The organism is Streptomyces sp. NPDC055506, from assembly GCF_053643595.1.
Map to the genome: position 1 here is coordinate 43,035 of NZ_JBSHKH010000005.1, position 26,263 is coordinate 69,297.

Genomic DNA, 26,263 nt, shown 5'->3' on the forward strand with positions numbered 1-26,263 from the left:
GGAGGGCCGGCGGGCCGGGCACTGCGGTATGGTCTGCCGACCCTTGGTATGGCAGATCGAGGAGCGTGCGCGTGTTCAACCGGAACCGACGCCTGCGGCAGGTGGCGGCCGTCGCGTCCATATCGTCCCTTCTCGCCGGGTGTGGCGTGTTGTCGTCCGACACCCCGGAGGACGAGGGGCCGATCGTCGTGGGCACCACCAGTTCGCCCAGCACGCTCGATCCCGCGGCGTCGTGGGACAGCTCCTGGGAGCTGTTCCGCAACGTCTACCAGACGCTGCTGAGCTATCCGACGGGCGCGAGCGAGCCCCAGCCGGACGCCGCCGAGCAGTGCGGCTTCAGCGACTCCTCGAACCAGGTCTACCGCTGCGAACTGCGCGAGGGCCTGAAGTTCTCCAACGGCGACGTGCTGAACGCCCAGGCGGTCAAGTACTCGTTCGACCGGATCCGCAAGATCAACGTCAACGGCGGCCCCGCCGGTCTGCTGGGCAGCCTGGAGCGGGTCCAGGCGCCGAACGAGCGTGAGGTGGTCTTCCACCTGAACAAGCCCGACGCCACGTTCCCGTTCGTGCTCGCCACCCCCGCCATGTCGATCGTCTCCCCGGAGGCCTACCCGGAGAACTCCCTGCGCAAGGGCAGCGACGCCGTCGGCTCCGGGCCCTACACACTCGACTCGTACAGCGACGGCAAGGAAGCCGTCCTCGTCCGCAACGACGGCTACAAGGGCTACGCGGAGCGCCGGAACGACGCGGTGACCATCCGCTACTTCCAGGACTCCGGCGCCATGGTCAAGGCCCTGCGAGGCGAGCAGATCGACGTGACCTACCGCGGTCTGGCCGCCGGCGACGTCGTCGACCTCCAGAGCAAGTCCTCCAACGAGGAGGAGATCCAGCTCGTCGAGGGCACCGGCACGGACATCAACTACCTGGTGTTCAACCCGAAGGACTCCTGGGCGAAGCGCAAGCCCGTGCGCCAGGCCATCGCGCAGGTCGTCGACCGGGCGGCGATCACCCACAAGGTCTACAAGGACACCGTCGACCCGCTGTACTCCATGGTCCCCAAGGGCCTCACCGGCCACGCCACGGGCTTCTTCGACGACTACGGCGACCCCGACGTCGACAAGGCCCGCGAGATCCTCAACGGCGCCGGCATCAACCAGCGGGTCCCGCTCACCTTCTGGTACACGAGCGACCGCTACGGCTCCGAGACCGCCGAGGAGTTCAAGGAGCTCAAGCGCCAGCTCGAGGACTCCGGCCTCTTCACGATCACCCTGAAGAGCCGCCCCTGGAAGACCTACGTCGAGGGCTACCAGAAGGGCGAGTACCCGGTGTTCGGGCGTGGCTGGTTCCCCGACTTCCCGGACGCCGAGAACTTCATCGCGCCGTTCGTCGGCGAGCAGAACGCCCTCGGTACGCCCTACCCGGCCCCCGAGATCACCGGCGACCTGCTGCCCCGGTCGCGCCGCGAGAGCGACCGCGCGAACGTGGAGAAGGAGTTCGAGGAGGCCCAGCGGATCCTGGTGGACGACGCGCGGCTGCTGCCGCTGTGGCAGGGCAGGCAGTACGTGGCCGCCAGCCGGGACGTCTCGGGCGCTGAGCGCGCCCTGGACCCGTCGACGATCATGATGTTGTGGGAGCTGCACCGCAAGACCGCCTGGTAGCCGGGTCGGGCAGCGGGCTTTCCCGGGCACGTTGTCAGTGGTCGCCTGTAGGTTCTGAGGCCTGGAAGTGACCGCACATCGTGAGGACGTTGACGTGACCGACACCGCCATGCTGCCCGAGTCCTGGCGCGGGGTTCTGGGCGACGAGCTGCAGCAGCCCTATTTCAAGGAGCTGACGGAGTTCGTCGAGGAGGAGCGGGCGAAGGGTCCGGTGTATCCGCCGCGCGAGGAGGTCTTCGCCGCGCTGGACGCGACGCCGTACGAGAAGGTGAAGGTCCTGGTCCTCGGCCAGGACCCGTACCACGGCGAGGGCCAGGGGCACGGGCTGTGCTTCTCGGTCCGGCCCGGTGTGCGGACTCCGCCGTCCCTGCGGAACATCTACAAGGAGATGCACGAGGAGCTGGGCGCGCCGATCCCGGACAACGGCTATCTGATGCCGTGGGCCGAGCAGGGCGTCCTGCTGCTCAACGCGGTGCTCACGGTCCGGGGCGGCGAGGCCAACTCGCACAAGGGCCGGGGCTGGGAGAGGTTCACCGACGCCGTGATCCGCGCGGTCGCCGGGCGGCCCGACCCGGCGGTGTTCGTGCTGTGGGGGAACTACGCGCAGAAGAAGCTCCCGCTGATCGACGAGTCGCGGCATGTGGTGGTCAAGGGCGCGCATCCGTCGCCGCTGTCGGCGAAGAAGTTCTTCGGCTCGCGTCCGTTCACGCGGATCGACGCGGCGGTGGCGGCGCAGGGGCACGAGCCGATCGACTGGACGATTCCGAACCTGGGCTGAGGACGGAGCGGCGCACGGCGGGGTCTTCGTCCCGGAAGGCCCCGTGCGTACGGACCGGCCTGAGCCGGATCGCCTCCCTCTCCGGTTAGCGTCGGAAGATCAGCCGGCGAGTGCGCGGAGGGCGTGGCGATGGAGCGACGGGAGCAGACGGCGCCGGACACCGTGCTGACGCGGATCGGGCAGGTCGTCATGCTGCACCACGCGGGGGACCGGGAGGAGGCCCGGCACCGGTTCCTGGACCTGTGGGCGGAGATCGGGGAGCACGGGGACCCCCTGCACCGCTGCACCCTGGCGCACTACCTGGCCGACACCCAGGACGACCCCGGGGACGAACTGGCCTGGGACCTGCGCGCGTTGACCGCGGCGGAGGAGATCTCCGAGGACGGGCTCCCCTCGGGCGGGGCGGTGCGCGCGTTCTATCCCTCTCTCCACCTGAATCTGGCCGACGACTACCTCAAGCTCGGCCAGCGCGACGCGGCCCGCCTCCATCTGCGACGGGCCAGGGGATCCGCCGTCGCCCTCGCCGACGACAGGTACGGCGAGGGCGTACGGGCCGCCATCGAACGGCTGGAGTCCCGGCTGGGAGAAGGCGGCGGCGGGACGTGGGCACCGCCGCGGCAACGGCCCTGAGGGGTCGGTCAACGCCGGTACGTGTCGCGGCAGATCGTCGCCTCGGGGCTGTCCCGCCGCCACCCGCCGTAGCGCCTGCCGAGCGCGCACACATCCGCGTTCTTCGGGACGCTCTGGTGGACGTCCTGCCGTACCGACTCCGGGACGTCCGGAAGGCCCGCGGGTGGCCGCTGCGGGCCGCGCGGGGCCGGTGCCCGGTGTTCCGGGCGGGCGGGGCGGGGGCGAGCGTCGCCCGGGCCGGTGCCGGAGGACGGTTGCCGTTCCCGCTGCGGCGAGGCCGCCGGGGGCGTGGCCGGTCGGGACACGGACGCGGTGGGCTGCGGGCGGCGGGACCCCTCGATGAGTTCCAGGGCCTCCCGGGCCGGTGCCTGCACGACCTGCTCCTCCGGCCGGGGCGCCGGCGGCCGGGACGGCGCCGCCGGCGGTCCGGGAACGGGGGGATCCTGGACCGTCACACAGCCGGAGAGGGCCGAGACCGCCACGGTCACCAGGAGCGTCGCTGTGGTCGTCGTTCGATGCACCCGCGCAACTCTGGTGCGTCCGGCCCCTGGTGGGACAGCGGAAAGGCGGAGGATGCCCCGCACGGGTGATGTCCCGCCCCGTACGGAGGTCGCCGGTGGGTCCTGGGTGACGTCAGTCGCCGGTCGAGCCGTCGAGGCGCTCGCGGATCAGGTCGGCGTGGCCGTTGTGCCGCGCGTACTCCTCGATCATGTGGGTGTAGAGCCACCGCAGGTTGAACCGCTCGCCGGTGCGGTGGTGCTTGCCCTCGGAGATGTCGTCCAGGGCGAAGCGGGCGGCGTTGCGCCGGGCGGTCTCGATCTGGGCCTGCCAGGTGGCATACGCCTCCTGATAGGTGTCCGCCTCGGTCAGGTGGAACTCGCCGTCCCGGTTCTCGTCGCTGTAGTAGATCGGCGGCGCGTCCTCGTTCGTCAGTACCTTGCGGAACCAGCCCCGCTCCACATCCGCCATGTGCCGCACCAGCCCCATCAGGGACAGTACGGAGGGCTCTACGGAGGCGGTCCTGAGCTGCTCGTCGCTCAGGCCCTCGCACTTCATGGCGAGGGTCTGCCGGTGGTAGTCCAGCCAGCCTTCCAGCATGGCGCGTTCGGCGGCGTCGGTGGCGGGTTCGGTGCGCTCGATGGTCATGCCCGCATCCTTTCCCAACTCGCCCGGACTGCCCAGGGGTTTTCAGCGGCCCGGCTCGACCTCATGAGGCTTCGCCGAGTGGTGGCCCCGCAGCGGCCGTATGCTTCCGAGCAGACCCCGGCAGGCAACCGTTGGAGGAGTACCCCGTGAAGGTCGGCTGCATCGGACTCGGCGACATCGCGCAGAAGGCCTACCTCCCGGTTCTCGCCTTCCAGCCCGGGATCGAACTGCATCTGCAGACCCGTACGCCCGCCACGCTCGACCGCGTCGCCGACGGCCTCCATGTCCCGCGCGAGCGGCGGCACACCACCCTCGACTCCCTCCTGGACCGGGGCCTCGACGCCGCCTTCGTGCACGCGCCGACGCTCGTGCACCCGGAGATCGTGACGCGGCTGCTGGAGGCGGGCGTGCCGACGTACGTCGACAAGCCGCTGGCCTACGAACTCGACGACTCCGCACGGCTGGTGGCGCTCGCCGAGGAGCGGGACGTGAGCCTCGCCGTCGGGTTCAACCGGCGCTACGCCCCCGGCTACGCGCAGTGCGCCGACCATCCGCGCGAGCTGATCCTGATGCAGAAGAACCGCATCGGGCTGCCGGAGGAGCCGCGCATGATGATCCTCGACGACTTCATCCACGTCGTCGACACCCTGCGGTTCCTGGCGCCCGGCGCGGTCGACGACGTGACCGTGCGCGCCCGCGTCCGGGACGGTCTGCTGCACCACCTGGTGCTCCAGCTCGCCGGGGACGGCTTCACCGCGCTGGGTGTGATGAACCGGCTCAGCGGTTCGGCCGAGGAGATCCTCGAGGTGTCCGGACAGGACACCAAGCGACAGGTGATCAACCTCGCCGAGGTGGTCGACCACAAGGGGCAGCCGACCGTCAGGCGGCGCGGGGACTGGGTGCCGGTGGCCCGGCAGCGCGGGATCGAGCAGGCGGTGCTGGCGTTCCTGGACGCGGTCCGTGCGGGGAAGGTGCTCAGCGCCCGGGACGCGCTGGAGACCCATGAACTGTGCGAGCGGGTCGTACGCGCGGTTCAGGAGCGGACCGCCTGAGCCGCAGGGTCCGTACGCCCTCGCCGGCGGCCCAGGCGGCGAGGATCAGCAGTGCCGCGTGCACCGTCCAGTCCCCGTGGCGGACGTACGGCGTCGTGCCGTGGGCGAGGGGGACCTCGTAGACCTGCGCGGCGGACGCGTCCGTCCCGAGCCACGGTCCGATCCGCTGTCCGCTCGGGCCGTAGACGGCCGAGACACCGGTCAGCGTCGCGTGGACCATGGGACGGCCGGTCTCGGCGGCACGCAGCGCGGCCAGCGATGCGTGCTGCTCGGGCGCCCAGCTCTGCTGGAAGGTGGACGTGGACGACTGGCCGACCAGCACATCCGCGCCTTCCCGGGTGAGGTGGCGGGTCATGTCGGGGAAGGCGGTCTCGAAGCACACCATCGGGCCGACGCGCAGTCCGTTGCCCACGTTCATCACGACCGGCTGGGAGCCGCGCCTGCGGTCCTCGCCCGCCGCCTTGCCGACGGAGGTGGCCCAGCCGAGCAGGGAGCGGGCCGGGATGTACTCGCCGAACGGCACGAGCCGCATCTTGTCGTAGCGCTCGCCGGTAAGGCCGTCCGGGCCGACCAGGATCGAGCTCTTGTAGATGCCGGGCTTGTCGGAGCGCCGGGCGTCCACGTTGACCAGGATGCCGGCGTCCGTAGCGCGGGACAGTGCCGCGAGCCGCTGGGCGAGATCGGGCCGGTCCCCGAGGTCGAAGCCGACGCTGCTCTCGCCCCAGACGATCAGGTCGACGTCCTGCCCGGCGAGCCGGCGGGTGAGCTGTTCCTCCCGGTCGAAGCGGCGGTCCGCGCTCTTGCCGCCGTCGATGACGCCCGGCTGGACCACGGCGACCCTGACCTCGCCGTCGACGTCCGGGCGGGGCGAGAAGGCCCAGGCCGCCGAGGTGGCGGCGGCCGTGGCGACGAGACCGGCCACGGCGGGCACACGGGCCCGGCGGATCGCCACCAGGACGGCGACGGCGACGTTGACGGCGACGATCAGGAAGCTCAGCAGCCACACGCCGCCGACCGAGGCGAGCCGCAGTGCCGGTTCCACCTGCCACTGGCTGGAGCCGAGCATGCCCCAGGGGCCGCCGAGGCCCTGCCAGGAGCGGATCAGCTCGACGGCCAGCCAGCCGGACGGCAGGACGAGGAGGGCGGCCGCGATCCGCCGCCGCGAGGGCGCGCCTGCCAGCAGCCGGTGCGCCAGCCAACCCCACAGGGCCCACAGGGCGCCGAGCAGCGCGGCGAGGACGAATGTGAAGACGTGCAGGAAGGGCAGCAGCCAGTGGTGCATCGCCAGCATGAAGCCGAAGCCGCCCCACCAGCCGTCGTACGCCGCGCGCTTCCCGGTCGGTGCGGTGCGCAGCAGCAGGAGCCAGGGGACCAGCGCGACCCAGGCGCACCACCACAGGGACGGGGCGGGGTAGGCGAGCACGGGAAGGGCGCCCGCGATCACGGCGGCGGCCGAGCGCCGCCACGGGGAGGCGAGCCAGTGGCCCAGCGTCTTCATAGGCGCCTCCTACCCCGCGGGTGCCTCCAGTGTGCGCCCTGCGGACGATCTAGGACAGAGGACGCCGGGTCAGTTGATCACAGGTGCCTTCTGCCGCTCGGGAAGGCGCCGCCACTTCTCCTGGACCACCACCGCGCTCAGCCGCCAGCCGTCGTCCGTGCGCAGCAGGGCGAAGGCGTACCGGCCGCCGCACACGAAGTCGGGTGCGGGGCCCGCGGTGGCCATGGGGTTGACGTAGTCGGCCTGGACCTGGGCCGTGTCGCCGGTGTCCTGTTCCCAGATGCCGAAGCGCACCCGCCGGTTGACGATCAGGTGCTGCCGCATGGTGAACAGCCGCATGCTCTCGGCGAGCCAGGCGGCAACCGTCGTGGCCTCCCCTTCGATGCCGCCGGCCGAGCGGTAGTCCGCCCGCCCCTGCGGGGCGAACAGGCCCCGGTACGCCTCCCAGTCGCCGTCGTCGACCGCCACCGCGTAGTCGGTGATCAGCCCGTCGACGGCCAGCCGGTCTCTCACGGTAGCGAGCTCCACGCGCTGCGTCATCGGCTCAGTGTTGGGCATGGAGGGTGCGGAGCCAAGGGGTGTGACGCAAAGGGGTGGTTGAGGAGGAGAGGCGGAGGTGGGGGCCGTCAGGCCGCTTCGACGACCTCGCCGCGGATCGCGGCCGCCCACTCGACGACGAGGAACTCGTACTCCGCGCGCTCCTCGGCGGACAGCTTGCCGCCCGTGCGCCGCCAGAGCGCACGGATCTCCTCGTTGACCTCGGCGGCGGACCGCACGGAACCAGGGGTCGAGAAATCGGGGGACATGCGGGCAAGCCTAGGGGCACCCACTGACAGCCCGCTACCGGACGGCTACGGGATCCCTATGCGGTTGGTCACGAGACGCGGCTCACAGGCCGCGGGGTCAGCCCGCCGACTCGGCCGCGTGCGGGCTCAGCTCACCCATCGACACCAGGACGATGATGAGGATGCCGAGCGCGATGCGGTAGTAGACGAACGGCATGAAGCTCTTGGTGGTGATGAACTTCATGAACCACGCGATCACCGCGTAACCGACCGCGAAGGCGATGATCGTCGCGAAGATCGTCGGACCCCACGAGACATGGCCGCCCTCCGTCGCGTCCTTGAGCTCGAACAGGCCGGAGGCGAGCACCGCCGGGATGGCCAGCAGGAAGGAGTAGCGGGCCGCGGCCTCGCGTGTGTAGCCCATGAACAGGCCGCCGCTGATGGTGGCGCCGGAGCGGGAGACACCCGGGATCAGGGCCATGGCCTGGCAGGCGCCGTAGATCAGTCCGTCCCGGACGCCCAGGTCCTCCAGGGCCTTGCGCTGCTTGGGCGCGCGGTGGCGGCCGCTCTTCTCGTCCCGGGCCGCGAGGCGGTCGGCGACGCCCAGGACGATGCCCATGCCGATCAGCATCGTCGCCGTGAGCCGCAGGTCGCGGAACGGTCCCTCGATCTGGTCCTTCAGCGTCACGCCGAGCACGCCGATCGGGATCGAGCCGACGATGACGAGCCAGCCCATCCGGGCGTCGGGGTCACTGCGCAGCGCCTTGTCGGTCAGCGAGCGCGTCCACGCGGACAGGATCCGCCCGATGTCCTTGCGGAAGTAGATCAGCACGGCGGCCTCGGTGCCGATCTGGGTGATCGCCGTGAAGGCCGCACCCGGGTCCTTCCAGCCCGAGAAGGCCGCTGTCAGCCGCAGATGCGCGCTGGAGGAGACGGGGAGGAACTCGGTCAGCCCCTGGACGAGTCCGAGGATGAGTGATTCGAACCAAGACATGAGGTAGCGGAGTCCAAGTGCCGGTGTGGGACGGACGACGGGCACACCGGGCCGCCATATGAGATGACCGTGGGATCAGGTGTGCCGAGGGGGAAGCGTAGCGTCCCCGGATGACCCCTGGGACACAGGGGTTTGGAAGGCGGTCCCCGGGGTGGCCGGATCAGGCCGCCGTCGGGCCGGTCACCGTCCAGCCGGGCGCCTGGGGGCGGGCCGTTAGGTCCTCGTGGCGGACCTCGTCTCCGCAGGCCCGGCAGGTGACGGCCGGGGCGAGGGCCCGGCCGCAGGAGTGCTCGATGACCATCGGGCGGTCGCCGTCCGTCCGCAGATGGCGGTCGCCCCACGCCATGAGGGTCATCAGCACGGGCTCCAGCTCCAGTCCGGCCTGAGTGGGCCGGTACTCGAAGCGCTGCGGGCGCTCGCTGTAGGGCTGCTTGGTCAGGATCCCGGCGTCGACGAGCCGGCGCAGCCGGGTGGCGAGGATGTCGCGCGGGGCGCCGATGTTGCGCACCAGCTGGTCGAAACGGCCGTTGCCGAGGCACACCTCCCGCAGTACGAGCAGGGAGTACTTCTCGCCCACGAGCGCGAGGGTGTCGGCGATGGAGCAGGGGCGCGGGTCTTTGCTGGCGGCCATGAAGCCCAGTCTAGAAGAGGGTTGGATTTTCCAACTCCCCAGGCTACGGTGAGTTCGGATTTCCTACTCACTAGTAGACCCTGGTGGTTCCCGGCAGCCATGGAGGCCCGCACCATGCGTGACGCAGTCATCGTCGAAGCCGTACGCACCCCGATCGGCAAGGGCAAGGAGAACGGCGCCCTCGCGCACGTCCACCCCGTGGAGCTGCTCGCCCACACCCTGCGCACCCTCGTCGAAAGGTCAGGCGTCGACCCGGCACTGATCGACGACGTCATCGGCGGCACCGTCGACCAGGTCGGCGAGCAGGCCATGAACACCACCCGCTACGCCGTCCTCTCGGCGGGCTTCCCGGAGTCGGTGCCCGCGACCACCGTGGACCGTCAGTGCGGCTCCTCGCAGCAGGCCGTGCACTTCGCGGCGCAGGGCGTGCTCTCGGGCGCCTACGACCTCGTCGTGGCCTGCGGGGTCGAGTCGATGAGCCGGGTGCCGATGTGGTCGAACGTGCCCGCCGGCAAGGATCCCTTCGGCCCCGGCGTGGCCGAGCGCTACCCCGAGGGGCTCGTCCCGCAGGGCGTCAGCGCCGAGCTGATCGCCGCCAAGTGGTCGATCGGCCGCGAGCGGATGGACGCCTTCGCGGTCTCCTCCCATCGGAAGGCCGCAGCGGCCTGGGAGAACGGGCTCTTCGACGCCGAGACCGCACCGCTGGAGGGAGTCACACGCGACGAGTGCGTACGGCCCGGCAGCACCACCGAGATCCTCGCCGGGCTCAAGCCCGCCTACTACGACCCCGGCTTCGCCGAACGCTTCCCGCAGATCGAGTGGAACGTCACGGCGGGCAACGCAAGCCCGGTCAACGACGGTGCCTCGGCGGTGCTGATCACGTCGAGCGAGACGGCCGCCCGGCTCGGTCTGCGCCCGCTGGCCCGGCTGCACAGCTTCGCCGTCACCGGCTCCGACCCGCTGCTGATGCTGACCGGCGTCGTACCGGCGACCGAGAAGGTGCTGCGCAGGGCGTCGCTGACCCTCGACGACATCGACCTGTTCGAGGTCAACGAGGCGTTCTCCAGTGTCGTACTGGCCTGGCAGCAGGAGACCGGCGCCGACCTCGCCCGGGTCAATGTGCACGGCGGCGCCATCGCCCTCGGCCATCCCCTCGGCGCGAGCGGGACCCGTCTGACGACGACGCTCGTGCACGCGATGAGGGAACGGGGCGCCCGGTACGGGCTCCAGACGATGTGCGAGGCGGGCGGGCTCGCCAACGCCATGGTGCTCGAACGGGTGTGACCGGGGCCCGGCCCCGGCTCGGTTCGGTTCGGTTCGGTTCGGCGTAACGGTTCGTCAGAGGCGGCGCAGCTGGTGCCGCTTGCGCCACGCAAGCACCACGCCCGCAAGCGCGGGCACGGCGATGCACGCCAGGGCGATCAGGAAGGCGGGGGACGTCGGCGTGGAGGCACGGGCGCCGGCGACGACATAGGCGGCGGTGTTCGGGATCGAGCCGAGGCCCGTCGCCAGCAGGAACGGCAGCAGGCCCATACGGGAGAAGGAGGCGCAGTAGTTCGCGGCCCAGAACGGCACGCCGGGGAAGAGCCGCACCGCCAGCATCGAGCGGAAGCCGTGCCGGCTGAGCTGGCCGTCGACCGCCTTCAGCCAGCGCCCGCGCAACAACGGCCGCAGGGCGTCCTGGCCCAGCGCCCGGCCCAGGCAGAAGGCGATGCCGGCGCCCAGCACCGTGCCCGCCAGAGCCGTGCCGGTGCCCAGCTGGGAGCCGAACAGCGCACCCGCGGCGAGGTTCAGCAGCGGCCTCGGCACGAACGCCACGGTGCACACGCCGTACGCCACCGCGAACACCACCGCCGCCGCGGCTCCGCCGAGCTGCGGCGGCCAGCCCTCCGTCAGCAGCCGCTGCGGCTCGAAGAGCAGCACGGCGCACGCGCCCCCGGCGAGCAGGGCGACGAGCAGGGAAAGCCGCGACCACGGGGAGAGCAGCACTCTCGTGCAGCGAGCGGCGAAATGGGTCGGTACAGCGGACGAGGCGGTCGTTGCCGGGGAAGCGGCGACGGCGAGCTCCGCGGTGCTGGCCCGGGGAGAGGCCGTGGCGGTGCCCCCAGAGCGGGTGGTGGCATCGAGCATCCGGCGACACTAACCGACAAATGTGTGTGATCGCCGTATGGTTCGTCTCACCAGCGTCACAGGCAGTTGAACGCTTCCTTGCGTGCGGCCCCCCGAAAACCATTCGACGTGCGGTAAAGCGTCGGCAAGGATCGACGTCATGTTCCGGCAGGCCTTCACCCTCGCAGCATCCGTGGTCACGGATGCCCCGAAGGCTGCCGTCGTAGCTCCCACAGCCGTTGCAGACGGCGCCCGAAGCTGACCCTCTCCGGTTCGTCCGGTCGGACCCCGCAAGGGGAGGGTCGGGCAGGTCCTCGGGGTCCCACTTCATGACTAGACGCTTCGAGGTACAGCCATGTCCAAGACGGCCTACGTCCGTACGAAACCGCATCTCAACATCGGCACGATGGGTCATGTCGACCACGGCAAGACCACCCTGACCGCCGCCATCACCAAGGTCCTCGCCGACCGCGGCAACGGCGCGTTCGTGCCGTTCGACCGGATCGACCGGGCGCCCGAGGAGGCGGCGCGCGGCATCACCATCAACATCGCGCACGTGGAGTACGAGACCGACACACGGCACTACGCGCATGTCGACATGCCGGGCCATGCCGACTACGTCAAGAACATGGTCACCGGCGCCGCGCAGCTCGACGGGGCGATCCTCGTCGTCTCCGCGCTCGACGGGATCATGCCGCAGACCGCCGAACACGTGCTGCTCGCCCGGCAGGTGGGCGTCGACCACATCGTCGTCGCCCTCAACAAGGCCGACGCGGGTGACGAGGAGCTGACCGACCTGGTCGAGCTGGAGGTACGCGACCTGCTCACCGCGCACGGCTACGGCGGTGACTCCGTACCCGTCGTGCGCGTCTCGGGTCTGAAGGCGCTGGCGGGGGACCCGCGCTGGACGGCGTCCGTCGAGGCGCTGCTCGACGCGGTCGACACGTATGTGCCGATGCCGGAGCGGTATCTGGACGCGCCGTTCCTGCTGTCCGTGGAGAACGTGCTGACCATCACCGGGCGGGGGACCGTGGTGACCGGTGCGGTGGAGCGGGGCACGGTGCGGGTCGGGGACCGGGTCGAGGTGCTCGGGGCCTCCGTCGAGACGGTGGTCACGGGCCTTGAGACCTTCGGCAGGCCGATGGAGGAGGCGCAGGCCGGGGACAACGTGGCGTTGCTGCTGCGAGGGGTGGCACGGGATGTCGTCCGGCGGGGGCATGTGGTCGCCGCGCCGGGGAGTGTCGTGCCCAGTCGTCGGTTCACCGCGCAGGTGTATGTGCTGTCCGCGCGGGAGGGCGGGCGTACGACTCCGGTCTCCAGCGGGTATCGGCCGCAGTTCTATATCCGTACGGCGGATGTGGTGGGAGACGTCGATCTCGGTGAGGTCGGTGTCGCGCGGCCCGGTGACACGGTTGTCATGACCGTGGAGTTGGGGCGGGAGGTGCCGTTGGAGGCGGGGCTCGGGTTTGCCATTCGTGAGGGTGGCAGGACGGTTGGCGCGGGGACCGTGACCGTGGTGGGTTGAGGTTGTCGGGGAGCTGCGCGGCCGTTGTGGCTGGTCGCGCAGTTCCCCGCGCCCCTAAAGGTCTGTTGCACAACGGCACAATGGGGGAGTGAACGAAGCCATCGCCGTCGCCCGGCCCGTCGATCACGGGTTCGCCAAGCTCATGCCCGACGTCGACCGTGAAAGGGCCTGGCTGCTGACCGTCGACGGGGCGCCTCAGTCGTATGTCGATCTGGACGATCCGACGCATCTGGAGTTCGAGTACACGCGGCGGCTCGGGCATGTGCTGGATGTCGTGGCGGAGCCGGGGCGGGTGCTGGACGTGGTGCACCTCGGGGGTGGGGCGCTCACGCTGCCCCGGTATGTGGCCGCCACCCGGCCGGGATCACGGCAGGACGTCGTCGAGGCGGACAGGGGGCTGCTGGAGCTGGTGGCCGAGCGGCTGCCGTTGCCGGAGGGCGCCCGGGTCGCGTCGCACGCGGCGGACGCGCGGGACTGGCTGGAGAAGGCCGCGGCGGACTCGGCCGATGTGATCGTCGCCGATGTGTTCGGCGGTTCGCGGGTGCCGGCGCACCTCACGTCCGTTCCCTATGTCCGCGAGGCCGCGCGGGTGCTGCGGGACGGCGGGGTCTATCTGGCCAATCTCCCCGACGCGGCGCCGTTCGCCTTTCTGCGGTCCCAGCTCGCCACCCTGGCGACGGCGTTCGAGGAACTCGTGCTGATCGCCGAGCCGGGCGTGCTGCGGGGGCGGCGGTTCGGCAACGCGGTGCTCGTGGCGGGACACCACGAGATCGATCTGACCGCTCTGGCGCGGCGCACGGCCGCCGACGCCTTTCCGGCCCGGGTCGAACACGGCGCTTCCCTGCGGCGGTTCATCGGGGGCGCGCCGGCGGTGCGGGACGAGGATGCCGTGCCGTCACCCGAGCCCCCCGACGGGGCGTTCGGTATCGGCTGAAGCGCGCTCGACGCCGCCCTGCGCCACCGGCGTGGTCCGGCGTCGCAGATTGCGTACGTCCGGTACGCACAGCGCGCCCGCCGTGACCAGGACGACCAGGCCCGCGCAGCCCCACAGCGCCGTCGTACGGCCGAACGCCTCCTCCGCCGGGCCCGCCCCGGCCGTGGCGAGCGGGGACAGCGCGACGGAGCCGAACCAGTCGTACGCCGAGACGCGCGAGAGCTTGTCCTCGGGGATCTCCTGGTGCAGGGCCGTCATCCAGGAGACGCCGAACACCTCCACGGTCGCGCCCGCGACGAACATCACCACGAACAGGACCCCGACGGGGACCGGGACGGCTAGTGCGGCCGCGGGCAGGGCCAGGGGGAACACGCACAGGGTGCCCGCGAGGAGCAGACGGCGGGGTTTCCAGCGGGTCATCAGCAGGGCGCCGGCGACCGTGCCGGCCCCGAACGCCGCCAGGGCGAGGCCCCAGGGGCCCGCGCCACCGAGGTGGTCGCGGGCGACGAGCGGACCGTACACCGCTTCGGCGGTGGCGACCACGGCGTTGGCGATCGAGAACTGAAGGACGATCGCCCACAGCCAGGGCCGGCCGGCGAACTCCCGCCAGCCCTCCCGCAGATCGGCGAGCATCCCGCCGCCCGGTGCGCGCGGCGCGATGTGACCGACGTCGAGGAAGGCGCGGAGCGCCCCGGCGAGCGCGAAGGCCGCGGCGTCCGCCGCGAGCACCCAGCCGGGACCGATCGCGGCGACCATGGCCCCGCCGAGCGCGGCACCGCCCAGGGCCGCGCCCTGCATCGCCATCCGGAACACCGCGAACGCGCGGCCCGCCTGCTCGCCCTCGACCGAGGACATCAGCATGCCCTCGGCGGCCGGGCCGAAGAAGGCCTGGCCGGTCCCGCCCAGGGCGGCGAGCAGCATCATGTGCCACAGCAGGGGCTCCCCGGCCAGCACGAGGGCGGCGAAGGCGGCCTGCGAAAGGCAGTTCAGGGCGTTGGCCGCGACCATCACATGGTGCCGCGGCAGCCGGTCCGCGACGGCGCCGCCGATCAGCAGGAACAGCACCAGCGGGAGCGTCCGTGCCGCCGCCACCAAGCCGACGTCACCGCTGTCACCGCCCGCTTCGAGAACGGCGAACGCCGCCGCGACCAGGGCGCCGTGGCTGCCCAGATTGGTGACGACCGCGGCGGCGGTCAGCAGGGAGTAGTTGCGGCCCGCCCAGGCGGGGCGACGCTTGGTGGTCGGCACCCCGTGACTATCGCGGGGGCCCGGCCCCTTGCCAAACGATTTTGTCGCGGCCCAGGCCGGTCACGCTCCCTGTGGCCCGTCCTTGGTGAGCCGCACGGTGCCGAGGATCTTCTGGATGGTCGCCTCGGACAGTTCGCCCTTGACGCCCTTGGCGCCGTACAGGTTCCAGGTGACGAAGTCGCCCGCGCTGTTCTTGAAGGCGAAGGTGATCGCCTTGCCGTCGCTGTCGCACTTGCCGTTCTGCGGGGTGTTCTCCGAGTGCGCCGTGGCGACACTGCCCTTGATGCCCGACTTGGTGGTGTACGGCTTGGGCTTGGTGAACTTCACGCTCTTCTTGTCCGGCTGGGTGTAGCCGCCGAAGATCCACCACGGCACGCGGGTCTCGGCCGCCTCGTCCGTGGTCTTCGCGCCGTCCTCACCGCGGGTGCCGACGGTGGCCAGGGCGGTGTCGTCCTCGCGGCCGTCCTTGTCGTCGTCGTCCGTGCACCACTTGGACTTCAGATAGGCGGGGGCGGTGACGGTGGTGCGATCCATCTCACCGTCCTTCTTCTCCCACTCGAAGCCCACGCTCGTACCGGGAGTCTCGATCTCCCAGTCGGCGGGGACGTCGAACTGGGTGCCGAAGCGCGTGTTGACGACGACCTTCCAGCCGGGAATGGTCGCCTTCTCCTCCGCGCCGCCGCGCGGGTTGTCCTCGGAAGCCGAGGCACTCGGCTCCGTGGAGGCCTCCTTGGACGCGGCCTTGGCCGGCTTCTTGTTCTTCCCGTCGGCCGTGTCGGCCGTGTCGTCCTTGTCGCCGCCCAGCACCAGGAAGCCGGTGACACCGGCCGCCACGACCACCGCCGTGGCCGCGATGATCGCGACCAGCTTCGTCCGGTTGCCGCCGCCACCACCCTGCGGAGGCTGGGGCGCGCCGGCCGGCGCCGGGGCGCCCCACTGCGGCTGCTGCCCGTAGGCCGGCTGTTGCTGATAGCCCGGCTGCTGGTACGGATTCGGCTGCTGGTACCCCGGCTGCTGGTACGGGTTGTTCGCTTGCGGGTTCTGCTCGCCCCCGGGCGGCTGCTGTCCTGGCCACATGGGCAGTCACCCTAGCCGCGCCCCGACACGATTCGGTCACCGCCTGTGGACGGAGACGTAGCAACGCGGGGACGATGCGGCGCGAATCGCCGTGCGGCGGACCGATGCGGCGGTCGTCACACGGCCTGGGCAAGGCCTGGCCAGGCGTCTCTACTCGTGAGTAACATGCGGCCATGAGCGCAGACCAGATGTCCATCGGCGAGATGCTCGCCGCCACGGTGCCCATGGCCCGGACCCTGAACCTCGAGTTCCTCGAGACCACGCCGGAGCGGGCGGTGGTGTCCCTGCCGGACCAGAGCGACTACCACAACCACGTGGGCGGGCCGCACGCCGGCGCGATGTTCACGCTGGGTGAGTCCGCGAGCGGGGCGATCGTGCTGGCCGCGTTCGGGGATCAGCTCTCGCGTGCCGTGCCGCTCGCCGTCAGTGCCGAGATCGCCTACAAGAAGCTGGCGATGGGCGCGGTCACGGCGACCGCGACCCTCGGCCGCCCGGCCGCCGAGGTCGTCGCCGAACTGGACGCCGGCGGGCGCCCCCAGTTTCCGGTGGCCATCGCCATCCAGCGGGCTGACGGTGCCGTGACGGGCGAGATGACGGTCGTCTGGACGCTGCGCCCCAACGGCTGAGCGCGCTGTCGCGCGGCTGAGGCCCCGGACGACGGGCGAATCCCGGCCCGGGGCCCTCGCGTTGCCTCAGGCCGCGATGTGCCGTCGCGTGGGGGACGCCGGGTGTGTGCCGTCCAGCTCCGCGACGAACCCCTTGAGCCATGCCACGAACTCCGGTCCCAGGTCGGGCCGGTCGCAGGCCAGCCGGACCACCGTGCGAAGGTAGTCCGCCCTGTCGCCGGTGTCGTAGCGCAGGCCCTTGAAGACGACCCCGTGTACCGTGCCGCCCGCGGCCAGCTCCTGGAGGGCGTCGGTCAGCTGGATCTCCCCGCCCCGGCCCGGCGGGGTGCGCTCCAGGACGCCGAAGACGGCCGGGTCGAGGACGTAGCGCCCGATGACCGCGTAACGGCTCGGCGCGTCCTGCCGGGCCGGCTTCTCTATCAGGCCGGTGACACGGACGACGTCGTCCTCGCCGGTCGGTTCGACGGCGGCGCAGCCGTAGAGGTGGATCTGCTCCGGAGGGACCTCCAGCAGGGCGACGACGCTGCCGAGCCGGCGGTCGCGGACGTCGAGCATCCGGCTGAGCAGCGTCTCGCGCGGGTCGATCAGGTCGTCGCCGAGGAGGACCGCGAAGGGCTGGTCGCCGACGTGCCGGCGGGCGCACAGGACGGCGTGGCCGAGGCCGAGCGGGTCGCCCTGCCGGATGTGGTGGATGCTCGCCAGCCGGCCCGGGTCGCGCACCGCGTCGAGCCGTACGGTGTCGCCCTTGGCGGCGAGGGCCTGCTCCAGTTCGAAGGCGTGGTCGAAGTGGTCCTCGATGGCCCGCTTGTGCCGGCCGGTGACCATCAGGACGTCGTCGAGTCCCGCCGCTGCCGCCTCCTCGACGACGTACTGGATGGCCGGCTTGTCGACGACCGGCAGCATCTCCTTGGGCGTCGCCTTCGTGGCGGGCAGGAAGCGGGTGCCGAGGCCGGCGGCCGGGACGACCGCCTTGCGGACGGTGCGGGTGGTCCGGGCGGGTGTGACCGGGGTGGAAGGGTGGGGGGCGATCATGCGGCCCATGCTGACCCGCCCGGCTGAGAGCGCGCCGAGAGTCACATGGGAGTGCGCTGTGGAGTTGGAGATTTCGTGTGCCAACCGCCTTTGCGTGCACACAACTTGAGGCTCTCGGCCGTGCGGTTTTCGAATGCCGGTGCGGATACCGCCGGTAACATATCTGAATTCCCGGCGTTTTGAACTCGGGTCATCCGAACTCCTTGTTACCTGTGAGTCGCATGTGCGAAAGTGAGCCGGCTCACACCCAAGTCCGCGACTGACGCGGCATAGGTATGCACCAATCACGCACCTGCTTTCCGACGGACGCGCAATTCGCATGCCGTCCTGCGGCTGGAAGGAAATGGTTCAGTGCAATCCCCGTACCCCCCACGCCCGCCGTACCCGCCACGACCCGGAGCGGGGCCTGCGGAGTCCGACCGCGATCTTCTCGCCCGGGTCGGCGAACGCGGTGAAGGCCCGCGCGCCGTCGCGCTGTTGCTCTCGCGGCACTGGCGGGCCGTCTACGAGTACGCCGTGATCTGTCTGGCGTCCTCGGCGGATTCGGCGTCCATGGCGGCCGCGGCCGCTTTCCGCCGGGAACTCGCCGGGCCCGGCGGCGGTGCCCTGCGTCCGCGCCTGCTCGCGGCCGTGCGGGACACGGTCGGGGAATGGGCCGCCGACGACGGCATTTCCGTCGTGCTGCCGGAACTCCGCAAAACCGTCGGTGCCCGCGGGCTGCGCGCCGCCCGGTCCATGACGCCCGAAAGGCGGCGCCTCGCGGAACGCGCATTCCGGGCCCTTCCCGGGGCTTCCCAATGCCTGCTCTGGCACACGGAGGTCGAGGCCGAGCCCATATCCGTACCGGCCGGTCTGCTGGGCGTGGACCCCCGTACCGCGTCGGCCGCCCTGGAGCAGGCGCGCGAGCAATTCCGGGCGGGGTGCGTACGGGCGCACCGGGAACTCGCGCCGACGCCGGAATGCCGGTACTACAACCGCTTGCTGGACGTTCCGATGCGCCGCGGCGGGGCTCTGCTGCCGGATGTGCAACGGCATCTCATGGCCTGCCGCTACTGCCGTCACGCCGCCGAGCAACTCAGCCATTTCGAGGGCGGTCTGGAGGAGCTGCTCGTCGAGACCGTGCTCGGCTGGGGCGCCCGCCGCTACCTCGAATCGCGGCCGGGCCGCGACGGGGGCCCGCACGCCCTTCCCGCACCCCCGGCCGGTGGCCGCCACCGCCTGCGGGCCCACGCCTTGCCGGCGGGCGGCCGGCAGGGGCCTCCGAGGAAGCACACGAAAGCGCTGGCCGCCGCGGTCGGGCTGACCTCCCTCGTGCTGCTCGCGACCCTGCTCGCCGCCCGGGGCTGGTCGGAGGAGGGCGGTACCGCCGCTCCTCAGGCCACCTGGGGAGCGGTCAGCGGCCACTCCGTCGACCCGGACGGCGCGGGATCCCCGTCCACGGAGCCGTCCCCGGCCGGCGCCCCGTCGGCCGCCTCCGCCGGCAACTCCGCCGAGGTGGCCCGTGGGCGGCTGCGCAACCTCGACGCCGGACTGTGCCTCGACACCCGGGGCGGCCGGGTCCGGGCCGACACCCGTGTCGTGCTGACCGCCTGCTCCGCCGGGTCCCCGCAGTGGTCGTACCAGGACGACGGCCTGCTGCGCAGCGCCGCCGACCCGACGCTCTGCCTCGGCTCCGACACCGCCGAGGGGACGGTCGGTCTGGCCGGGTGTCTCGTGCACGCCGGGGTCGTGCGCTACGACCTGACCGTGCGCGGCGAACTCCTGCCGCGCGGCGGCAACGGACTGGCCGTCGCCCCCGGGAAAGGCCGGCATGTGATCGTCACCGGGCGCGACGGATCCGGGGAGCAACGCTGGGCGCTGGAACCGGCGGTCGCCCGTGAGGAGGCGGGGGAGTCCCGGAAGAAGCGGACCCGGGACTCCCGGGCCGTGCCGCGAGAGGACCGCCGGGAGAAGGAGGAGCCGTACGCCGACGCCCCCTCGGCGCACCCGCCCGAGTCCCCGCGAGTCAAGTCCGAGCAGGAGCCCCCGCCGGACCGGTACGAGCCACGGCTCGCCCAGGTCGACTGCTGCGACGAACCCGACCCGGACCCCGACGGCACGGCCGAGCCCGGCCCCGGCGCACTGGGGCGGGCGACCGCCGGTGTCACAAGGACCGCGCTGACACTGCACGCCGTGACACGTCCGTAGGGCCGGGGCCGGGGTCACCCGGCCGGGTGACCCCGGGCCCCGTTCGCTGGGAGAGGTTCACCCGAGCTGACCGTGGTGTCCGGCGAAGGTGGAAGCGGGCTTGGCGCATAGTGCGTAAATGACCGACTCCGTCTCTCGTTTCCCCCGGCGGTCCGCCCTCCGGCTGCTCGGTGGAGCCGTCGCCGTGGTCGCTGCGGCCACCGGCGGCTTCGCCCCGGCCTCCCGTGCGCACGCGAGGGACGGACGCGGCCGGGGCACCGGCGCCCGGGTCGAGGGGCTGCTCGCCCGGCTCACCCTCGACGAGAAGATCTCCCTGCTGCACGGCGCCACCGACCCGCGCCCGCTCGGCCAGGCGGGTTACGTCCCCGGAGTGGCACGGCTCGGTATCCCGCCGCTGCGTCTCGCCGACGGCCCGGCCGGTGTCCGCGTCACCCGGCACGCCACCGCCCTGCCCGCCCCCGTCCTGCTGGCCTCCGCCTTCGACCCCGATCTGGCCAGGCGCTACGGCCAGGTCATCGGACGGGAGGGCCGCGCCCTCGGCCAGGACGTGCTGCTGTCCCCGATGGTCAACCTCATCCGCACGCCGTACGCCGGCCGCAACTTCGAGACCTTCAGCGAGGACCCGCTGCTCTCCGCCCATCTGGTCGCCGCCGAGATCGAGGGCATCCAGGCCGAGGGGCTCATCGCGACCGTCAAGCACTTCGCGCTCAACAACCAGGAGCGCGACCGCACCTCCGTCGATGTGCGCGTCGACGAACGGACCCTGCACGAGACCGAGCTGCGCGGCTTCGAAGCGGCCGTCGTGGCGGGCACCGGTGCGGTGATGGGCGCGTACAACAAGGTCAACGGCACCTTCGCCTGCGAGAACGAGGAACTGCTCACCGGTGTCCTGCGCGAGCGCTGGGGCTTCACCGGCTGGGTGATGACCGACTGGTCCGCCGCGCACAGCACCCGCGAGGCCCTCATGGCGGGCCTCGACATGGAGATGCCCGACGACACCCACTTCGGCACGCCCCTCGCCTCTGCCGTGCGGGACGGCGGCGTGCCCGAGCGGTATGTCGACCGGGCCGTGCGCCGCGTCCTGACCGTCATGGACCGCTTCGGGCTGCTCGGCGGCACCGTCCCGCCCCGTCCGGACCGTGACGCGAAGGCCGGCGCGGCCGTCGCGCGCGAGGTCGCCGAGGCGGGCGCCACCCTGCTGCGCAACGCACACGGCACCCTGCCCCTGACCGCCGGCGGGAGCGTGGCGGTGATCGGGCCGACCGGCGCCCGGCCCCTGGTCAGCGGCGGCGGCAGCGCGCACGTGGTGCCCGAGCACGCCGACAGCCCCCTCGACGCCCTCCGGTCGCGCGCCGCACGGGTGACCTACGCGCTCGGCGAGGACGCCTTCGGCAAGCCACTCCCGGCGAGCGCGCTCGACCCCGCCTTCGACACCGAGGCCCAGCGCGTCGACGCCGGCCGCACCTGGACGTACGACGGCACCCTCACGGTGACCGACGCCGAAGCCGGCGACGACTGGACGTTCGTCCTGCACTACTCCGGCACGCCCCCGCTCCGCCCGAAGGTCCTCCTCGACGGAGAGGAACTGTTCCCTCTGGTGCCCGGCTGGGACGAGTACTTCATGGGCGGCCTGCTCACCCACGCGGCCGACGGCCTGTCTGTGCGCCGCAAGACCTGGAAGCCGGCCCGGGGACCGCACCGGCTGTCGGTCACCGCACAGGGCGGAGACACCGGGCAGCTGTTCCGCCTGCGCCGCATCACCTCCGCGACCCGCGCCCGGGACGTCGCGGAGGCCGTACGGGCCGCCCGCGCCGCCCGGGACGTCGTCCTGTTCGCCTACGAGGACGCCATCGAGGGCCAGGACCGTACGACCATCGCCCTGCCGGGCAACCAGGAACGGCTCATCGAGGCCGTGACGGCGGCCAACCCGCGCACCACTGTCGTCCTCAACACCTCGTCCGCCACGTCGATGCCGTGGCTGGAGCGCACCGGCGCCGTGCTCCAGATGTACTACCCGGGCCAGGAGGGCGCGGCCGCCACCGCCGCCGTCCTGTTCGGTGACCGCGATCCCGGTGGCCGCCTCACCCAGAGCTTCCCCGCCGACGACGACCACCACCCCGTCGCCGGGGATCCCCGCCGCTACCCCGGGGTGGAGGGCACCGAGCAGTACACGGAGGGCGTCCACGTCGGCCACCGCTGGTACGACTCCGAGGACGTGGCGCCGCTGTTCCCCTTCGGCCACGGACTGTCGTACACGACCTTCGCCTACGAGAATCCGGACGCGCGCTGGACGGCCGACGGACTCGACGTCGCCTTCACCGTCCGCAACACCGGCCCGCGCGACGGCGTGGCCGTACCGCAGGTGTACGCGGGACCGGCCCCGGACCTCCGGCTCGACCAGCCTGTACGCGTCCTGGCCGGATACCGGCGGCTCTCCCTGCGGGCGGGCGAACAGCGGCGTGTCACCGTACGCGTCGAGCCGCGCACCCTGTCCTCCTGGGACCCGAAGGTCCACGACTGGGTGCTCGGCACCGGCCCGCGCACGCTGTGGATCGGGGCGTCGTCACGGGACACGCGGCTGCGGACGAGCGCGCGGGTGGGCGGCTGAAACCCGGCGAGTGCCGAGCGGCCCGCACCGCATGGCCGACAGGCGCCTGGCATCGAACCGGAACAGACTGGTACTCCTCCTGAGGCCGTCGCAGAACCCCCAGGGAGTCACTCATGCCCGAGGCCCCGCGCCAGTACAGCAGGACCGCACCGACCGACGAGGAGCTGCGCAGGCTGGACGCCCACTGGCGGGCCGCCAACTACCTGGCGGCCGGTCAGATCTATCTGCTGGCGAACCCCCTGCTGACCGAGCCGCTGCGGCCCGAGCACATCAAGCCCCGGCTGCTGGGCCACTGGGGCACCTCACCCGGGCTGAACCTCGTCCACACCCACCTCAACCGCGTGATCAAGAACCGCGGTCTCGACGCCCTGTGCGTCTGGGGTCCGGGCCACGGCGGGCCCTCGGTGCTGGCCAACTCCTGGCTGGAGGGCAGCTACAGCGAGAAGTACCCGGACGCGACGCGGGACGCGCCGGGCATGGAGCTGCTGATGCGGCAGTTCTCGTTCCCCGGCGGCGTGCCCAGCCACGTCGCCCCGGAGGTCCCCGGCTCGATCCACGAGGGCGGCGAACTCGGCTACTCCCTCGCCCACGCCTACGGCGCGGCCCTCGACAACCCGGGCCTGCTGGTCGCCTGCGTGATCGGCGACGGCGAGGCGGAGACCGGCCCGCTCGCCGGCTCCTGGCACGCCAACAAGTTCCTGGACCCCGTCCACGACGGTGCCGTCCTGCCGATCCTCCACCTCAACGGCTACAAGATCGCCAACCCGACCGTGCTGTCCCGGCTCCCGGAGGATGAACTCGACGCCCTCCTGCGCGGCTACGGCCACGAGCCCGTCCATGTCGGCGGCGACGACCCGGCCGCCGTCCACCGGGCGATGGCCCACGCCCTGGACACCGCGCTCGACCGCATCGCCGAGGCACAGCGCGCCGCCCGCGACGAGGGCGTGACCGAACGCCCGCGGTGGCCGGTGATCGTGCTGCGCACCCCGAAGGGCTGGACAGGACCGGCCGAGGTCGACGGCGAGCCGGTCGAAGGCACCTGGCGCTCCCACCAGGTCCCGCTGGCCGGTGTCCGCGACAACCCGGAACACCTGAGGCAGCTGGAGGCCTGGCTGCGCTCGTACCGGCCCGAGGAACTGTTCGACGCCGAGGGCCGCCCGGTCGCGGACGTCCTCGACTGCGTCCCCGAGGGCACCAGGCGGCTCGGCGCCACCCCGCACGCCAACGGCGGACTGCTGCTCCGCGACCTGCCGGTCCCGTCCCTGGACGAGTTCGCCGTCCCGGTCGACAAACCGGGCACGACGACGCACGAGCCCACCCGGGTCCTGGGCGACCTCCTCGCCCGGGTCATGCGGGACACCGCCGACCGCCGGGACTTCCGCCTGGTCGGCCCGGACGAGACCGCCTCCAACCGGCTCCAGGCAGTCTTCGAGGCCAGCGGCAAGACCTGGCAGGCCGGGACACTGCCCGTCGACGAGGACCTTGACCGGCACGGCCGGGTGATGGAGATCCTCTCCGAACACCTCTGCCAGGGCTGGCTGGAGGGCTATCTGCTCACCGGTCGGCACGGGCTGTTCTCCTGCTACGAGGCGTTCGTGCACATCGTCGACTCGATGGTCAACCAGCACATCAAGTGGCTGCGCACCTCCCGCCGGCTGCCCTGGCGCGCTCCGATCGCCTCCCTCAACTACCTGCTGACCTCGCACGTGTGGCGGCAGGACCACAACGGCTTCTCCCACCAGGACCCCGGCTTCGTCGACCACATCCTCAACAAGAGCCCCGAGGTCGTCCGGGTCTACCTCCCGCCGGACGCCAACACCCTGCTGTCCGTCGCGGACCACGCCCTGCGCAGCCGTGACTACGTCAACGTCGTCGTGGCCGGCAAGCAGCCCTGCTTCGACTGGCTGTCGATGGACGAGGCCCGGGTGCACTGCGCCCGCGGCGCCGGCATCTGGGAGTGGGCGGGCACCGAGCAGGGCCTGCGGGAACCCGACGTGGTGCTGGCCTGCGCCGGGGACGTCCCCACCCAGGAGGTGCTGGCAGCCGCGCACCTGCTCCGCCGGCACCTGCCCGACCTGGCGGTCCGCGTCGTCAACGTCGTGGACCTGGCCCGGCTGCTGCCCCAGGAGGAGCACCCGCACGGCATGAGCGAGTTCGAGTACGACGGCCTGTTCACCACCGACAAGCCGGTGATCTTCGCCTACCACGGCTACCCGTGGCTGATCCACCGCCTCGCCTACCGCCGCACCGGCCACCGGCACCTGCACGTGCGCGGCTACAAGGAGTCCGGCACCACGACCACGCCCTTCGACATGGTCGTCCGCAACGACCTCGACCGCTACCGCCTGGTGATGGACGTCATCGACCGCGTCCCGGGCCTCGCGGTGCGCGCCACGGCCGTACGCCAGCGGATGGCCGACGCCCGCACCCGCCACCACGACTGGATCCGCGAGCACGGCACCGACCTGCCCGAAGTCGCCGAGTGGACGTGGAACGCCTGAGCCCCGGGGCACGTCCTGCAACCCGGTAGGCTTCCCGTGCCCGCAGGGAAGCTCAGGGAAAGGAACCCGCGTTGCACGTCCAGGAGTGGCTCGAAACCGTACCCGCCGTCGCCGTCTACGCACTGGTGGGAGTGGTCATCGGCCTGGAAAGCCTGGGCATCCCGCTGCCGGGCGAGATCATCCTGGTCTCCTCCGCGCTGCTCGCCTCCCAGCACGGCGACATCGACCCCGTCGTCCTCGGCGCCTGCGCCACGGCCGGCGCGATCATCGGCGACTCGATCGGCTACGCCATCGGCCGCAAGGGCGGTCGCCCGCTGCTGGCCTGGCTGGGCAAGAGGTTCCCCAGGCACTTCAGCGAGGGGCACATCGCCACCGCCGAGCGCTCCTTCGAGAAGTGGGGCATGTGGGCCGTCTTCTTCGGCCGCTTCGTCGCCCTCCTCCGTATCTTCGCCGGCCCCCTCGCCGGCGTGCTCCGCATGCCCTACTGGAAGTTCCTCATCGCCAACGTCCTCGGCGGCATCGTCTGGGCCGGCGGTACGACGGCGGTCATCTACTACGTCGGCATCGTCGCCGAGTCCTGGCTGAAGCGCTTCTCGTGGCTGGGCCTGGTGGCGGCGGTCCTCGTCGGTGTCACGTCCATGCTGGTGATCAAGCGCAAGGCGAAGAAGGCCCAGCCCGTAGCGGCTGCCGCGGAGTAGGACGCGCTTCTCTCCTACGCGTGCACCTCGCGATGCGCCTTCGCCAGCTCGGCGTACATCGTGCCGTTGAGGGTGACCCCCTGCCGCTCTTCCTCGCTCAGCTCCCGCCGGACCTTCGCGGGAACGCCCGCCACCAGTGACCCGGGCGGCACGATCATCCCCTGCGGCACCAGCGCCTGCGCGGCGACCAGGGACCCGGCCCCGATCACGGCCCCGTTCAGCACGGTCGCCCCCATGCCGATCAGACAGTCGTCCTCGACGGTCGCCCCGTGCACCACGGCGTTGTGACCGATGGACACCCGCTCACCCACCGTCACGGGAAACCCCGGGTCGGCGTGGAGCGTGCAGTTGTCCTGGACGTTGCTGCCGGCGCCGACCGAGATCGACTCGACGTCACCGCGCAGCACCGCCCCGTACCAGACACTCGCCCCCGCACCCAGCGTCACGCCCCCGATCACCGAAGCCGTCGGCGCCACGAACGCCTCCGGATCGACCTGCGGCTCCCTGCCGCCGATCCCCGTGATCATCGCCCGCTGCGCCATGTCC

Annotated in this window: 24 protein-coding genes; 12 read left to right on the forward strand and 12 right to left on the reverse strand. The window is 71.8% G+C overall.

Features of this window, described 5'->3' with window-relative positions; genetic code table 11:
- The first annotated feature begins 71 nt into the window (after positions 1-71).
- The 3 genes from ACWIF2_RS03405 (at position 72) to ACWIF2_RS03415 (ending at position 3,066) form a co-directional block, all read left to right on the forward strand.
- Positions 72-1,658 (forward strand): ABC transporter substrate-binding protein, encoded by a 1,587-nt coding sequence (locus ACWIF2_RS03405; RefSeq protein WP_454358335.1) that lies wholly within the window; start codon positions 72-74, stop codon positions 1,656-1,658.
- 94 nt (positions 1,659-1,752) lie between these two features.
- Entirely contained in the window at positions 1,753-2,436 is a 684-nt protein-coding gene (locus ACWIF2_RS03410) for a uracil-DNA glycosylase (RefSeq protein WP_454358336.1), read from the forward strand.
- A 129-nt stretch (positions 2,437-2,565) separates the two neighbouring features.
- The gene (locus ACWIF2_RS03415; protein ID WP_454358337.1) at positions 2,566-3,066 is read left to right on the forward strand and encodes a hypothetical protein; all 501 of its coding nucleotides are present in this window, start codon (positions 2,566-2,568) and stop codon (positions 3,064-3,066) included.
- Between the two features lie 8 nt (positions 3,067-3,074).
- Here the strand turns inward: ACWIF2_RS03415 and ACWIF2_RS03420 are convergent, their stop codons facing one another.
- Together ACWIF2_RS03420 and ACWIF2_RS03425 are read right to left on the reverse strand one after the other, a co-directional pair.
- Positions 3,075-3,587 (reverse strand): hypothetical protein, encoded by a 513-nt coding sequence (locus ACWIF2_RS03420; RefSeq protein WP_454358338.1) that lies wholly within the window; start codon positions 3,585-3,587, stop codon positions 3,075-3,077.
- Positions 3,588-3,699: 112 nt separating this feature from the next.
- Complete coding sequence (locus ACWIF2_RS03425; protein ID WP_454358339.1) at positions 3,700-4,212, reverse strand: DinB family protein; 513 nt, start codon at positions 4,210-4,212, stop codon at positions 3,700-3,702.
- 146 nt (positions 4,213-4,358) lie between these two features.
- On the opposite strand from ACWIF2_RS03425, the gene ACWIF2_RS03430 reads away from it, so the two are divergent.
- Entirely contained in the window at positions 4,359-5,264 is a 906-nt protein-coding gene (locus ACWIF2_RS03430) for a Gfo/Idh/MocA family protein (RefSeq protein ID WP_454358340.1), read from the forward strand.
- Here the strand turns inward: ACWIF2_RS03430 and lnt are convergent.
- The 5 genes from lnt to ACWIF2_RS03455 form a co-directional block, all read right to left on the reverse strand.
- A complete protein-coding gene (gene lnt, locus ACWIF2_RS03435; RefSeq protein WP_454358341.1) occupies positions 5,188-6,762 on the reverse strand; it encodes an apolipoprotein N-acyltransferase in 1,575 nt (524 codons plus the stop codon). The two genes, ACWIF2_RS03430 and lnt, sit on opposite strands and share 77 nt — an antisense overlap.
- A 69-nt stretch (positions 6,763-6,831) precedes the next feature.
- Positions 6,832-7,302 carry a nuclear transport factor 2 family protein gene (locus ACWIF2_RS03440; protein ID WP_454358342.1) on the reverse strand — a complete coding sequence of 157 codons (471 nt, stop codon included), beginning with the start codon at positions 7,300-7,302 and terminating at the stop codon, positions 6,832-6,834.
- An 86-nt stretch (positions 7,303-7,388) separates the two neighbouring features.
- The gene (locus ACWIF2_RS03445) at positions 7,389-7,568 is read right to left on the reverse strand and encodes a hypothetical protein (RefSeq protein ID WP_184599516.1); all 180 of its coding nucleotides are present in this window, start codon (positions 7,566-7,568) and stop codon (positions 7,389-7,391) included.
- Positions 7,569-7,665: 97 nt separating this feature from the next.
- Entirely contained in the window at positions 7,666-8,541 is an 876-nt protein-coding gene (locus tag ACWIF2_RS03450; protein ID WP_454358343.1) for an undecaprenyl-diphosphate phosphatase, read from the reverse strand.
- 160 nt (positions 8,542-8,701) lie between these two features.
- Entirely contained in the window at positions 8,702-9,172 is a 471-nt protein-coding gene (locus ACWIF2_RS03455; RefSeq protein ID WP_454358344.1) for a winged helix-turn-helix transcriptional regulator, read from the reverse strand.
- A gap of 114 nt (positions 9,173-9,286) precedes the next feature.
- Between ACWIF2_RS03455 and ACWIF2_RS03460 the strand changes: the two genes are divergently transcribed.
- Entirely contained in the window at positions 9,287-10,456 is a 1,170-nt protein-coding gene (locus ACWIF2_RS03460; RefSeq protein WP_454358345.1) for a thiolase family protein, read from the forward strand.
- Positions 10,457-10,510: 54 nt separating this feature from the next.
- Here the strand turns inward: ACWIF2_RS03460 and ACWIF2_RS03465 are convergent, their stop codons facing one another.
- Positions 10,511-11,302: a TVP38/TMEM64 family protein gene (locus ACWIF2_RS03465; RefSeq protein ID WP_454358346.1), complete on the reverse strand. Its 792-nt coding sequence runs from the start codon at positions 11,300-11,302 to the stop codon at positions 10,511-10,513.
- A 334-nt stretch (positions 11,303-11,636) separates the two neighbouring features.
- On the opposite strand from ACWIF2_RS03465, the gene tuf reads away from it, so the two are divergent.
- Both tuf and ACWIF2_RS03475 read left to right on the forward strand, forming a co-directional pair.
- The gene (tuf, locus tag ACWIF2_RS03470; protein WP_454358347.1) at positions 11,637-12,806 is read left to right on the forward strand and encodes an elongation factor Tu; all 1,170 of its coding nucleotides are present in this window, start codon (positions 11,637-11,639) and stop codon (positions 12,804-12,806) included.
- A gap of 88 nt (positions 12,807-12,894) precedes the next feature.
- A complete protein-coding gene (locus ACWIF2_RS03475) occupies positions 12,895-13,740 on the forward strand; it encodes a spermidine synthase (protein WP_454358348.1) in 846 nt (281 codons plus the stop codon).
- On the opposite strand, the gene ACWIF2_RS03480 is transcribed toward ACWIF2_RS03475, so the two are convergent.
- Entirely contained in the window at positions 13,702-14,988 is a 1,287-nt protein-coding gene (locus tag ACWIF2_RS03480) for an MFS transporter (RefSeq protein WP_454358349.1), read from the reverse strand. The genes ACWIF2_RS03475 and ACWIF2_RS03480 overlap by 39 nt on opposite strands.
- A gap of 60 nt (positions 14,989-15,048) precedes the next feature.
- The gene (locus ACWIF2_RS03485) at positions 15,049-16,065 is read right to left on the reverse strand and encodes a hypothetical protein (RefSeq protein WP_454358350.1); all 1,017 of its coding nucleotides are present in this window, start codon (positions 16,063-16,065) and stop codon (positions 15,049-15,051) included.
- Between the two features lie 173 nt (positions 16,066-16,238).
- On the opposite strand from ACWIF2_RS03485, the gene ACWIF2_RS03490 reads away from it, so the two are divergent.
- Entirely contained in the window at positions 16,239-16,691 is a 453-nt protein-coding gene (locus ACWIF2_RS03490; protein ID WP_454358351.1) for a DUF4442 domain-containing protein, read from the forward strand.
- Positions 16,692-16,757: 66 nt separating this feature from the next.
- Here the strand turns inward: ACWIF2_RS03490 and galU are convergent, their stop codons facing one another.
- Complete coding sequence (gene galU, locus ACWIF2_RS03495; protein WP_454358352.1) at positions 16,758-17,723, reverse strand: UTP--glucose-1-phosphate uridylyltransferase GalU; 966 nt, start codon at positions 17,721-17,723, stop codon at positions 16,758-16,760.
- A 351-nt stretch (positions 17,724-18,074) separates the two neighbouring features.
- Here galU and ACWIF2_RS03500 point away from each other — a divergent pair, with 351 nt between their 5' ends.
- The 4 genes from ACWIF2_RS03500 to ACWIF2_RS03515 all read left to right on the forward strand — a co-directional run bounded on the left by ACWIF2_RS03500 (position 18,075) and on the right by ACWIF2_RS03515 (position 25,717).
- On the forward strand, positions 18,075-19,910 hold the full coding sequence (locus tag ACWIF2_RS03500; protein WP_454358353.1) for a ricin-type beta-trefoil lectin domain protein: 1,836 nt from the start codon (positions 18,075-18,077) through the stop codon (positions 19,908-19,910).
- A gap of 118 nt (positions 19,911-20,028) precedes the next feature.
- Complete coding sequence (locus ACWIF2_RS03505; protein ID WP_454358354.1) at positions 20,029-22,518, forward strand: beta-glucosidase; 2,490 nt, start codon at positions 20,029-20,031, stop codon at positions 22,516-22,518.
- A gap of 113 nt (positions 22,519-22,631) precedes the next feature.
- Entirely contained in the window at positions 22,632-25,019 is a 2,388-nt protein-coding gene (locus tag ACWIF2_RS03510; RefSeq protein WP_454358355.1) for a phosphoketolase family protein, read from the forward strand.
- 71 nt (positions 25,020-25,090) lie between these two features.
- Positions 25,091-25,717 carry a DedA family protein gene (locus ACWIF2_RS03515; RefSeq protein ID WP_454358356.1) on the forward strand — a complete coding sequence of 209 codons (627 nt, stop codon included), beginning with the start codon at positions 25,091-25,093 and terminating at the stop codon, positions 25,715-25,717.
- A gap of 14 nt (positions 25,718-25,731) precedes the next feature.
- On the opposite strand, the gene ACWIF2_RS03520 is transcribed toward ACWIF2_RS03515, so the two are convergent.
- Positions 25,732-26,259 (reverse strand): gamma carbonic anhydrase family protein, encoded by a 528-nt coding sequence (locus tag ACWIF2_RS03520; protein WP_454358434.1) that lies wholly within the window; start codon positions 26,257-26,259, stop codon positions 25,732-25,734.
- Positions 26,260-26,263: the final 4 nt, after the last annotated feature.